The sequence below is a fragment of the Bacteroides sp. UBA939 genome (assembly GCF_002293435.1).
GTDB lineage: Bacteria > Bacteroidota > Bacteroidia > Bacteroidales > Bacteroidaceae > Bacteroides.
This window is the reverse complement of sequence record NZ_DBDF01000082.1, coordinates 4,605-20,013: the sequence shown is the minus strand read 5'-3', so window position 1 is coordinate 20,013 and position 15,409 is coordinate 4,605. Positions and strand designations below refer to the sequence as shown.

At 47.0% G+C, this 15,409-nt stretch carries 8 protein-coding genes; all 8 read left to right on the top strand.

Annotation, left to right across the window (positions count from 1 at the left end):
• Nucleotides 1-1,356: OmpA family protein (locus B2Z67_RS05930; protein ID WP_291528896.1), on the top strand; the 1,356-nt coding region annotated here is incomplete at its 5' end.
• 23 nt (nucleotides 1,357-1,379) lie between these two features.
• Complete coding sequence (locus B2Z67_RS05925) at nucleotides 1,380-3,842, top strand: Calx-beta domain-containing protein (RefSeq protein WP_291528895.1); 2,463 nt, start codon at nucleotides 1,380-1,382, stop codon at nucleotides 3,840-3,842.
• Nucleotides 3,843-3,939: 97 nt separating this feature from the next.
• Nucleotides 3,940-6,495 (top strand): hypothetical protein, encoded by a 2,556-nt coding sequence (locus B2Z67_RS05920; RefSeq protein ID WP_291528894.1) that lies wholly within the window; start codon nucleotides 3,940-3,942, stop codon nucleotides 6,493-6,495.
• Between the two features lie 41 nt (nucleotides 6,496-6,536).
• Nucleotides 6,537-7,778, top strand: a complete 1,242-nt coding sequence (locus B2Z67_RS05915; protein ID WP_291528893.1) for a hypothetical protein — start codon at nucleotides 6,537-6,539, stop codon at nucleotides 7,776-7,778.
• 24 nt (nucleotides 7,779-7,802) lie between these two features.
• Nucleotides 7,803-9,446, top strand: a complete 1,644-nt coding sequence (locus B2Z67_RS05910) for a fimbria major subunit (protein WP_291528892.1) — start codon at nucleotides 7,803-7,805, stop codon at nucleotides 9,444-9,446.
• Between the two features lie 84 nt (nucleotides 9,447-9,530).
• A complete protein-coding gene (locus B2Z67_RS05905; protein WP_291528891.1) occupies nucleotides 9,531-13,178 on the top strand; it encodes a hypothetical protein in 3,648 nt (1,215 codons plus the stop codon).
• 22 nt (nucleotides 13,179-13,200) lie between these two features.
• Nucleotides 13,201-14,832 (top strand): hypothetical protein, encoded by a 1,632-nt coding sequence (locus B2Z67_RS05900; RefSeq protein WP_291528890.1) that lies wholly within the window; start codon nucleotides 13,201-13,203, stop codon nucleotides 14,830-14,832.
• 133 nt (nucleotides 14,833-14,965) lie between these two features.
• Nucleotides 14,966-15,247 carry a hypothetical protein gene (locus B2Z67_RS05895; protein WP_291528889.1) on the top strand — a complete coding sequence of 94 codons (282 nt, stop codon included), beginning with the start codon at nucleotides 14,966-14,968 and terminating at the stop codon, nucleotides 15,245-15,247.
• Nucleotides 15,248-15,409 lie beyond the last annotated feature (162 nt).

The window sequence follows — 15,409 nt, the reverse complement described above, 5'->3', positions numbered from 1 at the left end:
CGGTTGGCGATGAACTCGGAGAACTCCGAATACTGGGTCGGCATTTTCGGCGACCAGCCGTTCTATGCCATGAGCTACAGCCAGTTCAACGACCCGAGAAAGACATTTTTTCATCGCACCCTCTATTATGAGCTGGATGCGAACGACGATGCAGGAAAAAAATCCCAGAAGCCGCCCAAGCGTTATGACTATTTCAACCGGATTCCTGCCGATTTACAGAATGGCCCGGTGGCCTTCTCTCCCAATATGGACATGATGGTAACTACGGTTATCGAATACGATATGGCGCGCACGTCGGTTGCCATGGCAGATAAGAAGTTCCGTCCGTTCCGTACCAAACTATACTATTCCGTACTGCAAAAAAAGAGAAACCGCTTCTCCAGATATATTCCGGTGTTGCCGCAGGAATCTGTGGCTTCGTACGCCCATCCGTATTTGTTCAATGACGGCAAGTCTTTGTTGTTCGCCTCAGATATGGCAGGCGGACACGGCGGCTTCGACCTGTACGTCGTTCACTGGAACGACGAAACCCAGTCGTGGGGAGCGCTCGTGAATTTGGGCGCGGAGATTAATACGGAAGGTGATGAGATTTTCCCTGTATTCTTTAAGGGACGGCTCATCTTCTCCTCCAACGGTCTGGCAGGCTTCGGCGGGTACGACCTGTTCAGTTGCGCTTTCGACAAAGACGGCATCATGCCGGGCGGCGTCAGCCATTACCCTTACCCGGTGAATTCGGTTTTCAATGATTATTATATGTGCCCGGTCGACGTGCAAAGCGCCTATTTCGTTTCCGACCGCGGCTTGAAGTCGCAAGACGACATTTACTATCTGCGCACCATGGAGGATCTGGGCGTCCAACGGGAGAAACCCTTTTACGGCATGAGCGAAGACATGGCTGTTCTGGGCGGTGCGTTGCTGCTGAACGGAGCCACGGAAAATGTCCGCAAGGAAACCGTGTCTTTGAAGAAATTTGTTCCGGAAGGCTTGCTGATGACTCTCTATTTTGATTTCGATTCGGATGCCTTGACAGAAGAGTCTGTCCGTCGCTTGAATGTATTTGCCGATGAAATGGGCAATTATGATCTTTCCGAATTGAAGTTCGACGGTTATGCCGACGAAATGGGTAGTGCAAACTACAACTACGAGTTGTCCGGCCGCCGGGCTGAACGTGTTGCCGATTATCTCCGCAGCCGTGGTGTGGATGTGAACTTTATGATTGAAGCCCGCGGCAGGACTAAACTTTCTCCGGAAGAAGTGAAGGAAGAAGTAGGCAGTTATGTTTGGGGCGAAAACAATATTGACTGGATACGCGTGAACCGCCGTGCCAGACGTGTGGAAATATATAGCAAGAGGTAGAAAATTATAAAAGAAAACAAGATATGAAGAAGAGAAGAACTCATAGTGTGTGGATGTTGCTCCTGTTGGTTGCCACAGTCTGTCCGTTGGCGAAGGCGCAATATATGCCGGTGGTTTTTGATAAACAGTATGGTGATGCGAACCAGATACAGCAAGTTTGCCCGTTGCCCGGTGATGAAGCGGTAGTGTTGGGCAAAGAAGGAAAAGCGTACAGCCTGACCTGGTTAGACCGTTTGGGTGAAGTAGTTTTCTCCTTGCCGTTGACGGGATTTACGAATATCAGTGAAGTGACCGAGGTTGATAACGGTTGTGTGTTGATTGTAGGGCAGTCGTTTCCGCAGCAGATTAAAAACAAGAAGGACCAGGAAATGCTGAGCGGACGTGCGGTTGTTGTAAACCGCAAGGGACTGCTCGTACAGAATATCTATGCCGGCGAGCAAGGCAGTGAACTTCTGAAAGGAACGCTGTTGCGCGACGGTTCATTGGTGCTTTCCGGTACTGAACCCAAAACCACCGGTGAGCGCCAAGGTATATTGCTGAAAACGGATAAAACCGGCAAGGTACTTTATAACTATAAGAATGCCGGTAGCGGCTATTGCAACCAGTTTGTTGTAATGGGCAACGCTACGGAATATATATGCGCCGCCTTTACCGGTGAAAGAGAAAAGGAACAGACCATTATTGTTCGTTTGGATGACAAGGGCAAGCCGTACTATACCACTACTATCCCTGCTAAGAAATACGTGGTAACCGGTCTTCATGCCAATATCAACGAAGGTTCTGTAATAATTACCGGCAATTCTCCGGTAGAAGGCGGCGTTATTTATAAGATACGCCCTGAGGGAGACATTGTCTTCGGCAAAACGCTGATTCCTTCCAGCCAGGGAGTGGCTTTATTGAACCATCTGCGTGTTGCCCGTAACGGCAATATCCTGGTAGGCGGTAGCGGCGACAGAGGATATTACGCCCTGTTGCGTAATGACGGAACGGCTCTCTATTCCGGTTCTTCCACCGGCCAGGTGAAAGGCTTGGGCATGAACCTGGTTACGGGCGAATCGGTGGTGACTACTTACGATATGAATGCCCGCCGCGGTACATTCGTACGTATCCAATCCAGCGGCAAGGCTGAGTTCGACCGCACGATAGACGGTAACTTCAACATGGTACGTGTAGACAATAACGGCGAAGTGCTGTTGCTGTCGTCAGAAGAAGGTAGGGTTTGTATGTTCTCTGGCACCGGACAAAAAGAATTCGACCGTTACGTGACCGACAACCAGCCTACCGCTTTCCGCCAGGCATTCACCACCGCATCCGGCGAGTTGATGTTCCTTGGAAGGGGCAGCCGCCTGGTAAAACTGGGACACGGGCTTTATGTATCCGACGTTAAGATTACCAAACCGGTGGTTGGAACAGCCACGGCTGTGTTTACCGTAACCCTTACCGGCTACGCCACTACCAAAGAAGGCGCTCCTGTTCCTGTAACCGTGGACTATGCTACCCGTGAGGTTTCGGCTACTACGACTAATAACTATATTCCGGTAGAAGGCAAACTATCGTTCACTCCCTCGCGCGGTTCATCAAGCAAGTATCTGGTGAAGCAGGATATTGAAGTACCCATCAAAGCGAACGATTTGGTGGAAGGTGTGAAGAACTTCAAGTTGGTACTGTCTGATGTACAGCAGAGCTATCTGGTGAAACCCGTAGGTGAAGCCGTTATCGACGACCAGCAGGCTGTCGTGAAATTGGTACGTACCGAACGCGGTGAAGAAGGCAGCAAGGACATTGTATATGAACTGGGTCTGTTCAAAACAGACGGTACTTCTTTGGTGAACGCTACCGGCGCCAATATCATTGTCGACGGTATGTACGGCGAAGGCACCACCGATGCACTCGACTTCGATATGGGTTTAACCCCGAGAGTAGTATTCGCCAACGGAGCACGCAAGTCATCGTTCAACGTGAAGACACTTGAAGATACCCGCTACGAACTACCTAAAACGGTTATCATAAACTTCAATAAGACGCATTGTCTGAGCGGTTCCAATGTAATGTTCGATGGTGAAATGTTGAGCTGTAGCGGCGTGGTTGTCGACCAGCCTGCCCGTTTGGCTATTGCTTCGCTGGGCGACCACCGTGTGAACAACAACGTAGTATCCGGTTTCTTCACCGTCTCTCTGCTTCGTGCTTCGGATGGAGCGTTGCTGACCAACGCAACCGGTAGCGACATCGTTGTGGACTGCACAATCCTGCCCGATGCAACGGCTAAGGAAGGTAAGGATTTTGTATTCACCAACCTGCACGACCTGCGCATCAGCGGCGACGGAAACCACAGTTCTACGAACGTGAACGGTGTAATCCTCTATACTACGGATACTGCCGAAAAGCAAGTTAAATTGAAAGTAAAATCTGTGAAACAGCCCGTTGGCGCACAACCCGTCAATGTGCTGGAAGCGGAAAGTGCGGCTGATTTCACTATAAGAAAATAATTTTGAATTTTGAATTATGAATTATGAATGGGTACGCGGACGACGCGGATTTATCACTTTAGTGCTATTATCATTTGTTTAAACAATTGATGGTTTTATGAAAAGGAGTATTTGTGTCACAGGCATCTTGTTTTTGTTCTTGACTTTGCTCTACGGGTGCAATGAAGAAGAACCTGTCCCTATAATAGACGACAGTAATACTTTTCAAATCTCCATGAGTGAGGGCGTGACCCGTTCGCCGGAAAGCGATGCTATACTCGACAACATGCAGTTGTATTGTTTCTCGCAGGACAGCAATGCCCCCCTTTCCGGCAATGGAGGCAGTTGGGATTCCAATTTCAGCCATCAGCTTCTTGGAGTAACCCGGACGAACATGACCCTGCATACCAGCCAGGCGCGGGCAGGCGATTGGGATTTGGCGATGGTATCTGCCGGCGGTGCCGTATTTACTCCACCTGTCGCTAACAGCACAGCGAGCGAAGCCCTGATGTACACATATACCCCGGGAGAGATTCAGACCGACGGCTACCGGAGTCGCGCCCATGAGATCTGGTACCGTATGTTGCGCCTGCCTACCATTGATGGAAATACTGTTACCGCCGCGTCAACCGGCATTACGCGAAATGCGTCGATGGTTCGGGTAGTGATTGACAGGGCGGTGGATGTAGATGTGGACTCGGATGATCACTTGTTTGAACTTCGCGGCGTGCCCGACAAGCTGTCCTGGGGCGGAACCCTTCTGCGCACAGTATCTGCCGGTAAGTACGAAACTTCCACGGACAATCCCGATGTATTGGAAGAACCCCTGACGGGTAAATTTACCTTCACGGACAACAGCGCGGTGGAGACGGGTACGTACAAGAGCGACACGCTTACCTTTATTATTCCCGCCCACCGGGAAGCTGATTTCTGGGCAGACGCTACCACCCCGAACACAAATGTACAGGATACCATTACCCATAAAATGAAGGTTTTTGTTTCGTTGACCAGGGCATCGGGAGGAGGTAAGTTCGAGAAAGAAGCCGAGATTAACCATGTTACCCGTTGCAACGGGATATTGGAGGTGCATATCCGCATGAAAGATACCGGCATTGAATTAAGCTCTTCGATTACTCCTTGGACAGACTGCTTTGTCGATGGAGATATAACGCATCCTTATCTGAATGTATCCGACCAAACAATTACCGTATACGATGGCGCTGCAAGCCGCCTCTATTTCTGGAGCAATCAGCCTGCGGATAGTGTGTATGTGCTTAAAGAAGGATTGCAGGGGACAACGATCAGAATCCCTAATGTGAACACCCTTTTCGACAGTATAGCCGGACTGAACTCCCCGAACAGGCATTATGATCCCGATACACAGTCGGGTTACATTGACATAGCCATGCTTGGTATGTTCACTTCTAACCAGACTGATACAAAGATCTATCTTAAGACAGGAAATCTACGCCGAGAGATCATGGTGAAACGTCTTGCTTGGTCACAACAAGGGCGTAAAGGAATTGCTACCCGTTACGTAGGTACATTCCACCGTTCGGAGCAGGTTGGCGAACGGATAGTGACTTGGAGTAATTCAGGAGAGTGGACGGCATATATTGATGATCCTGAAAACTCAGGGAGCCATGTACTCATTGACCGGTTGCCAAGTCCAGCTTTTTCAAACGGTACTACTACAAGTGGTTTACTGTATGGTACGTCTCCCTTGAATGCTGAGACGTGCCTCGTGTCTGACGATGGCGCCAAGAGCGTATCGGGCAATAATACCATTTATTTCCGGGTAGGTTGGAAGGATACGTCTCCAACAGATGAACCCCGTTATGCCACCATCACTGTTCGGAAGGGTAGAAATAAACCCGACGGAGAAATCATACAAACACTTTATCTCCGGCAGGGAGAAAAGCCGGTTGCTGTTTACTCTCGTCCTAATTCGGTTCGTTTTGCTTCCTTTAACCTGAAACCATTGATAGCGTCGACAACGTGGCCTCGAACTATTGATTTTAAAGGTGGAACCGGGACAGATTTCCCCACGCAAGCCGGTTCTTTTTTCCAATGGATGAACGCTGCAAGGGTCAGATACGCTTATGCTGCTTACCCAGCCTCTACCGGTTCTTGGAGCAATGCTTCTCCTATTTATGAATACTATTGGACAGAATCGGGGTCGACTTTACCCGCTAATTATGAAACTTGTCCTCCGAATTACCGTCGGGTTAGCGATGGTGCTACGGATGGCGAACCCACCGGTACATCGGAATTGCGTCAATCCCTTTGGGCAGATCCGAATGCCGCTAATGCTACCAATACCCTGACGGGATATTATGCGGATGGTTTCTTTGATCGTCTTGCTACCGGTAACCCTTTGGGTAATTCGTGGGTAGCAAATTCTGCCGTATCTCTCAGTAGTGCTGAAACGGTGGCATACAAGGGGCGATTATTTTATAATGTCGATACTAAGGTATCCCTGTTCTTTCCTGCCGCCGGATGGCGCAGACAAACTGACGGCGTTTTAGAAAATGCAGGAGCAAAAGGGTATTACTGGACTGCTTCCTCTACCGTATCCACGGAAGTACCAACAATACCCCTTGGTTTCAGAGCTTATGTTTTGACAAGTCACCGCAATGCCGGCATGAACATTCGTTGTGTAGTAGAAGAGTAGTAACGATTCGTATTGTGAACATAAAAACGAAAATAGAAGAAATGAAAAATAGAGTAAGATATGCTTTTATGTTATTGGCATTGGGATATGGAGTCGTAGCCAATGCTCAGGTGACATTAACGCTGGGTAAGGTACATGAGACTAGTACTACGAATTGGGAGTACAGTATGGTAGAGTGTACTGGTACGACCTCTATTAGAACCATCCTCATATCCATGATTAACAATGATGTAATTCTTGCCCCTACCACCCATGCCAAGGATACATATACTTCGTCCGGTTATAATCCGCGAACGGTATTGTATGTGTTTCATACTCCCATCACGACGGCACAAGCTGCAACTTTTATCGCTGGAATAGATTTTAGACGAGAGGTACCTAATAGAGTTGATGCTACTCCCTATGCAAACATCACTGTAGATGCCAATCCTACCGATCTTCCGGATGTACCAACTACCACCAAAATTACCGTGTGGGACGGTCATCCGGATGGTTCGCTACATTATTATGTTTGGGTACCGGCAAGTACTGATGATACTAAAGCTTATAAATACGCATACGAACATGCTAAGAGGTGCTATTTCCAGGGTATGCGAGGTTATTTGGCAACGATAACAAGCCAAGCCGAGGATGCGAAGCTTACTAATATTTCAGGTTTAGAGGGTTGGAGCGGAGGTGCCCGGACACCGGATGATATAGCGGACGGGGAAACGATTCCTGGCACCGGGCGTGTTCCTACTATGACACCTGTAGACAATTACGGTAATAGCACTGATGTTTATGATGGAAGATACTACAGATGGCTTTGCGGTCCGGAAACAGGCTTTCAATACTACTATCATGCACCAAATAATCCTCCTTATGTCAATGGCGACGGTCACCCCGATCGTAGTCATGTGATGAACAATGCTTACACAGCCTGGAATGGTACAGTAGGACAAATAGATCAAGAGCCGAATAATAATCATGGTGACTTTGGCGAAAATATTATGCAGATTAATTATGGTCCTCAACGTAGATGGAATGACTATTCGCCTACCAATACTGATATTCAGGGCTATTTTATAGAATTCGGAGGTAATGGACAAGCTTACAATGTAACATGGAATGGCGAAACGGCTCACTATCCTGTCAATGAGAATTATTATGAGCCGACATCGACAACGCCCACTACCAATGACCAGTGGGTTGGATTCTCTCCGGGAAACAAGGCCACTACAGTTACTACATTTAAACCTAATCTCATGTATTCCAATGCATTGGTTATTGATGCTGCAGAATAGTGATTTAAGCGTAACGATATAAATATGAATAGAATTGTAAAAACAGTAATGTTCATCGCTATACTGACAAAACTTGCAGGTTGTGCGGAAGAAATGATGGAGGAGATTCCGGTTCCAGTTATTCCTGATGGATATATCCGGGCTGCTCTTGACTTGCAGGTGGAAGAAAACGAATTGATTCAAACAAGAGCCGACGCTACGGATGAGCAAGCTTATGATGATTCAAATGTTTGGGTATTGCTGTTTAAAACCAATAATGTTGGAATCCCCATCGAGTTGCTGCAGGCTCCTGCAAAAGCGACCAAGTCAGAAAATAAGTTGTATGTCTTGTTGCGCTCCACTCCTGACCCTGTAACCCTCTACGTGGTTGCCGGTCTAAGTGCGGACTTGAATACTGCAATGGCGAGTCTTTCGGAAGGAGATGATTTTGCTACTGTGAATACTGCGTTACAAACGGCCCCCATTACGCCAACCGGCGTGCTGATAGGAGGAAGTTCTTATTTCCATCTGAGTTCTGAACCTGCGTTTTATGAATACGGTACCACGTCCATTGTTTCGATTACGCTACCGCTTATCCGGAATGCAGCCAAGATCAATGTAGACGCTTCGGCTATAAGTTCTGATGATTTCCTGTTGGAGGGAGTCACCTTAGTCAATGGCGCTAAGAAAGGATATGTTTTGCAACAGGTGGCTATTTCGGCTAATTATGACTCTAATATACAACAGTACGAAGAAAAGATACCGGGTGACGAAAACAAACTGACATCACAGATATACTTGTATGAAAATGCCGGTTTGCGTTCGGATGGAACAACACCCAATCCGACAACGCTTATTCTCAGAGGTAAATACAAGAGAGCAGGAGGTTCAAGCTATTACCGCATTGATTTATTGAAAAGAAACACCAACGGCACCTATACACCCTATGATATAGAACGGAATCACTGTTACACCTTGACAATCACTAAAATAGAAAATGCCGGTTACCTTAGTTATGACCAAGCTATCGCCAATGAGCCGTCCAATAAATGGTTTCAAACGGATGTTGTGGTCACCGATACGTATGCTCATGATGTTGTCAGTAACGGGCGCTATTATCTGGGAGTTTCCAATTCGGAATATTTCGTATATAGTAACCTCTCCTATTCCGCGAGTCAGCTTATTGTTACAGTGACTACCAATGCTCCGAGAAATACCATTACTTCGATTACATTTTCTTCGAATATTACTGCGGTATCTCCGACGTCACTTACAACCCCTACAGGGGGAGTCACCACGACCAACATCAGTGCAAATCTCTCTGGTGTTGTAACAGACGGCTGGATAGACGTGAGGGTAGGTAACTTAACCCGGCGCATTACCATTCGGAAAAGAGAGGGCGTGGATCATAATTTAGTTAATGGTGTGATAGGAGATTTTGCCACGGGGAACTACATTGCAGGTAAGGTGATGTCCAATGGATCAAATACGGTACATTTAGGTACTTCGGGAAGCGACTACAATTCTTCTTATGGTTCTACCGCTACCTCCTCGCTCGTTAATCCCAATGGGGGATTTTACATTTATTATAATTCATGGGGAAGAGGGAGTGGAACCCGTTTGGGGGAGGTATATCTATCTAAAGCCAATAACGAGGGCCGGGCTAAAATAGTCTTGGTTGTTAAATGACCGCCCTGCTGAACGATTATAGTGAAGAGTAATAAAATGAACCCTGATACTTCTAAAATAAATGGTTTTAAAATTGATGGTTTTATGAAAAAGAATATTTGTGTTACAGGCATCTTGTTTTTGTTCTTGACTTTGCTCTACGGGTGCATTGAAGAAGAGACTGTCCAAGTGATAAAAGACAGTAATACTTTTCAAATCTCCATGAGTGAGGGCGTGACCCGTTCGCCGGAAAGCGAGAGTATACTCGAAAACATGCAGTTGTATTGTTTCTCGCAGGACAGCAATGCCCCCCTTTCCGGCAATGGAGGCAGTTGGGATTCTGATTTCAGCCATCAGCTTCTTGGAGTAACCCGGACGAATATGACCCTGCATACCAGCCAGGCGCGGGCAGGCGATTGGGATTTGGCGATGGTATCTGCCGCCGGTGCCGTATTTACTCCACCTGTCGCTAACAGCACAGCGAGCGAAGGCCTGATGTACACATATACCCCGGGAGAGATTCAGACCGACGGCTACCGGAGTCGCGCCCATGAGATTTGGCACCGTATGTTGCGCCTGCCTACCATTGATGGAAATACTGTTACCGCCACGTCAACCGGCATTACGCGAAATGCGTCGATGGTTCGGGTAGTGATTGACAGGGCGGTGGATGTAGATGTGGACTCGGACGATCACTTGTTTGAACTTCGCGGCGTGCCCGACAAGATTTCCTGGAGCGGAACCCTTCTGCGCACGGTATCTGAATCTCCCAAAGTGTACGAAACTTCCTTAAGCAATCCTGACACTTTGGATACTCCCCTGACGGGTAAATTTACCTTCACGGACAACAGCGCGGTGGAGACGGGTACCTACAAGAGCGACATGCTTACCTTTATTATTCCCGCCCACCGGGAAGCTGATTTCTGGGCAGACGCTACTACCCCGAACACAAATGTACAGGATACCATTACCCATAAGATGAAGGTTTTTGTTTCGTTGACCAAAGCATCGGGAGGCAAGTTTGAGAAGGAAGCCCAGATTAACCGGGTTACCCGTTGCAACGGGATATTGGAGGTTCATATCCGCATGAAGGACGTCAACATTGAGTTAGACAATTCGGTTACTCCCTGGGAACAGGATGAGCCTATTGATGGAGATGCACAGGCCGCTTATCTGAATGTGTCCGACCAGGATATCACCGCGTACGATGGCGCTGCAAGCCGCCTCTATTTCTGGACTAATCAGCCTGCCGACAGTGTGTATGTGCTTAATAACGCAAACGGAAACTCGAATGTGAACGGTACTTTCGACCGTATAGCCAATCCGTATGCCGATAATTTGCATTATGACCCCTCGACAGGGTCGGGTTATATTGATATAGCCTTGCTCTCTGTAGCTGCCGGTCAGCTCACTTTTAGTTTTATTACTCTGAAGGCAGGAAGCTTGCAGCGCAGAATTCAGGTGTGGCGTTCTAGTACGGTACAAGGGCGTAAAAGAATTACTACTCCTTACGTTGGTACATACCACAAAGCGAACCAGGTTGGCGAACGGATAGTGACTTGGAGTTATTCGGGATACTGGACAGCATATATTGATGAACCTGAAGGTTCAGGGGCGCATGTACTCATTGATCGGTTGCCAAGTCCTTCCTTCTCATTAACCGGCGATTACACTTTGTATGGTAGAACTCCCTCAGATGCTGAGATGGGGCTTGTGTCTGATAATGGCGTCAACAGTGTATCAGGCATGAATACCATTTATTTCCGGGTAGGTTGGGATAGCCCGATAGACTCTACAGATGAACCGCGTTATGCCACCATCACCGTCCGGAAGGGTATAAATGATCCCAATGGAGAAAAAATACAAACACTTTATCTCCGGCAGGGAGAAAAACCAAGCACTGTCTTTTCTGCAAATCGTGCCAATACGGTTTGTTTTTCTCCCTATAACCTGAAACCCAATGTCGAGGTATCAACATGGCCCCATGCTGTGCCACTAAACGGTGGAAGATTTACAGACTTCCCCACGCAGTCCGGTTCGTTTTTCCAATGGATGAACATTGAATACCCCAGATACACTTTCCCTGTTTACTCAGACGCTACTAGTAATTGGAGCGCCGTTAATCCTGTTTTTGAGCCTTACTGGACAGAAGCGGGTTGGGGACTACCCGATACTTATGAAACCTGTCCTCCGGGTTACCGCCGGGTTAGTGATGGCGCTACGGACAGTGAACCCACCGGTACGTCGGAATTGCGTCAATCTCTTTGGGCAGACCCGACCGAGGCTGAAGCTGACAATACCCTGACGGGATATTATGCGGATGGTTTCTTTGACCGTCGCAGCACTGGTCCTAATACTACTACTACTACGTATGTAGCAAATTCTGCCACAATCGGCACGAATGCAATGGTGACAAACAATGATGTGGCATACAAGGGCCGGTTATTCTTTAATGACGATACCAAGGCATCCCTGTTTTTTCCTGCTGCCGGACGACTCGTAGAAGGTATCGGAAGTTTAATTGATGTGGGAAAAATAGGGTATTACTGGACTGCTTCCTCTACCGTAAACACAACGCAACCAACAGGCGAAGGAGCCTATGTGTCGACACGTCTCCGCAACGCCGGCATGAACATTCGTTGTGTAGTAGATGAAGATGAAGCCGCAGCCAGCACTCAGACTACATTGTTACTGGGTGATGTGCAAAATATCAGTTCTACAAGATGGAGGTACACTGGGGTAACCAGTACCAGTGCGAACCCTATTACATCCATCATCCTGTCTATGGTTAATAATACATATACGCTGCCTGCCAACCGCCCGTCCGGGGTAGAATATACTTCGTTGCATGACGATCCACTAACGGTATTGTATGTGTTTGATACTCCTATCTCAGCAACACAAGTCGAGGACTTTATTGAGGGAATAACTTTTGAACGAACCGCTAAGTATGGAGGAGTCAGTCCCTATGTAAAAATGACTATAGATGCCAACCCTACCAGTCTTCCGGACGGTGCAAGCATCACTGTATGGGATCATCCCGATGGCTCGCTGCATTACTACGTTTGGGTGAAATCTGTGGATATTCATTATAAGGACGCATACAATAGCGCCAAGTCTTACTATTTTCAAGGTATGCGAGGTTATCTGCCAACCCTGACATGCGCAGATGAAAGCGCATTACTTACCAATATCTCAACTCTGAGAGGTTGGAGCGGAGGAGTCCGAACACCGGATAATATATCGGACACAAGGAATGCTATTAGTGCTCCTTCCTCTGTAGATAGTGGGGAGGGTATTTATTACAGGTGGATTTGTGGTCCGGAAACGAATTTTAAATATTATCAGGGACCAAAGGCTAACTCTAACGGAGCAGGTCCTATGAACAATGCATTTTCGGGATGGGCTCCTGGCGAACCGAATTGTTACGGCAGCACCGGCGAAAACTGTATGCAGGTTAACCATGCCCTCTACAGATGGAATGACAGTTCCGCTATCCCTCTCAATATTGACGGAATTTCGGGTTACTTTATCGAATTCGGAGGTAACGGACAAGCTTATAGTGTACATACTGATGGAGTCGGAAGGGCTTACTATCCTGTCAATGAAGCCTATCATACGCCGACATCGCCAGGTCTCACCAATAATAACCAGTGGCATAATTTCTCTCCGGGAAATAAGGCCACTACATCCTCTACATATAAACCCAACGCCGTGCGTTCCCATGTATTGGTTGTTGATGATGTAAAGTGATTTAACGTAAACAATATGCATTATGAATAGAATAGTAGACACAGTAATATTCTTCGCTATACTGGCAGGATTTGCCGGTTGTTCGGAAGAAACGATGCAGGAAGTTCCGCCTCCGGCTATTCCTGAGGGATACATCCGGGTAGCTCTTGACTTGCAGGTGGAAGGACACGAGTTGGTTCAAACAAGAGCCGACGATACGGTAGAGCAAGCCTATGATAAATCAAATGTTTGGGTACTGTTGTTTAAAGCCACAAACGACAGCGATAGCACTCCCACCGAGTTGCTGCAGGCTCCGGTAAAAGCAACCCAATCGGGAAATACGTTGTATGCTTTGTTGCGTGCCACTACCCAACCCGTAACCCTCTACGTGGTTACCGGCCTGAGTACGGCCTTGAATACTGCAATGGTGACCGAATTTCCGGAGGGAACTGATTTTGCTGATGTAAACAGTCGGTTAGTAACGGCTGAAGTTCCGTCAACCGGTGTGCCGATAGGAGGAATTTCTTATTTTCACATGAGTTCCGACCCCGTGTTTTATAGTTCCGGTACCACGCTCATTACTTCGATTACGCAACCGCTTATCCGGAATGTAGCCAGGATTGATGTAGACGCTTCGGCGATAAGTATTACTGATTTCGAGTTGGAGGGAGTCACCTTGGCCAATGGCGCTAAGGAGGGATACGTTTTACGGCAGGCGGCTATTCCCGCCGCTTATGACGGTGATATACTACAGTACCAGGAAATGGCATCGATTGACGGAAACAGGTTGGTATCACAGATATATTTGTATGAAAATGCCGGTTTACGTTCGGATGGAACAACACCCAATCCGACAATGCTTATCGTCAGAGGCAAATATAAGGATGCAACCGGTAGTGTTGTATCGGGCTACTACCGTATGGATATAGTGAAAAGAAACGACGACGGTACTTATACACCCTATAGTATAGAACGGAATCACTGCTACACATTGACAATCACTAAAATAGAAACCTGCGGTTATCGTAGTGTTAATGAGGCTATTGCCAATAAGCCGTCCAATACCGAGTCTCAAGTCATAGTCACCGATGCGAATTCTTATAATGTTGTCAGTAACGGGCACTATTATTTGGGGGTTACCAATACGGCGTTTATCTCTTATGGCGCTGCCACGAGTCAGACTATCACTACTATAGCGAGCAATGCTCCTTCAGGTAACTATACTAATTATGGAATCCCTGATATTCTTGATGGTTCGTCGTTTACAGTCCCTACAACAAAGGTAGACTTCAATGCAGATCTTTCGGGTGCTGCAGTAAACTATACCGGTGTTGCTACCGTGAGGGCGGGTAACTTGGTGCAGTACATCACCATTCAGAAAAAAGCGGCTGTATCTCATTCATCTACTGGTGTGATAGAGGATTTTTCTACGGATGACTACGTTGTAGGTAGGGTAGTGGGCACTACCAGTGGAGGCCGGGTGCGCATTGCTGTTAAACCGGGCGACTTCAATTCTGCTAATGAAGCTATTGCCTCGTCGCTCGTAAGTCCCAATGGGGGATTTTATATTTATTATAACTCCTCGTCACTTGCGAGTGGAGCTTTAGTGGGGGAAGTGCTTTTGGCCAAAGCCAATAATGCAGACCGTGTGAAAATAGCATTGTATGTTGAATAGGCGAAGCGGGGCTTTGCGATTATGAATTATTTATAAATTATGAATTGTGAATTGTGAATTATGAATTGCTATGCAGCACGATTGCGCGGCTATTCATGATTCAAAATTCATGATTCAAAATTCAATTTTGATTATGAATACGTTATTAAAAAGCATTTTAGTAAAAGAGTTAAAGAATGACGCGAGTGTGTATCTGTATTACTGTGCAGAGACTGATCTTTGGAAAGCGTACGAACAATCGGCGATGCGGCTGATGAATCTTATTCCCAAGCTCAAACCGGCACTGCGCGAAGAGTATATCCCCGGAGCATACACTTTGAAATGTGTTTATGTGGATTTAAACCGAAAAGAGCACAACGTTATACTGGAACGTTGCGTCTCCGTGGATGATGATTATATGGAATTGGCTGTGTAGAAGCAGGCTCTTCTGTCCGCAGAGAGGAGGTGGTAGGCTTAATTAATAATAAATATATCACTGCAAAAAAAACTAACCTTAAAGATTCTTTCTCATTCCTGCCACCTCCCTTCTGCGGGTAATATGTTGTAGTAGTAAGTAGTAAGTAGTAAGTAGTTAGTA

What these genes read in the sequence shown, in the direction of transcription:
- B2Z67_RS05925 (WP_291528895.1), top strand. Translation starts at nt 1,380, where the DNA reads ATGAAGAAGAGAAGAACTCATAGTGTGTGGATGTTGCTCCTGTTGGTT.
- B2Z67_RS05920 (WP_291528894.1), top strand. Translation starts at nt 3,940, where the DNA reads ATGAAAAGGAGTATTTGTGTCACAGGCATCTTGTTTTTGTTCTTGACT.
- B2Z67_RS05915 (WP_291528893.1), top strand. Translation starts at nt 6,537, where the DNA reads ATGAAAAATAGAGTAAGATATGCTTTTATGTTATTGGCATTGGGATAT.
- B2Z67_RS05910 (WP_291528892.1), top strand. Translation starts at nt 7,803, where the DNA reads ATGAATAGAATTGTAAAAACAGTAATGTTCATCGCTATACTGACAAAA.
- B2Z67_RS05905 (WP_291528891.1), top strand. Translation starts at nt 9,531, where the DNA reads ATGAAAAAGAATATTTGTGTTACAGGCATCTTGTTTTTGTTCTTGACT.
- B2Z67_RS05900 (WP_291528890.1), top strand. Translation starts at nt 13,201, where the DNA reads ATGAATAGAATAGTAGACACAGTAATATTCTTCGCTATACTGGCAGGA.
- B2Z67_RS05895 (WP_291528889.1), top strand. Translation starts at nt 14,966, where the DNA reads ATGAATACGTTATTAAAAAGCATTTTAGTAAAAGAGTTAAAGAATGAC.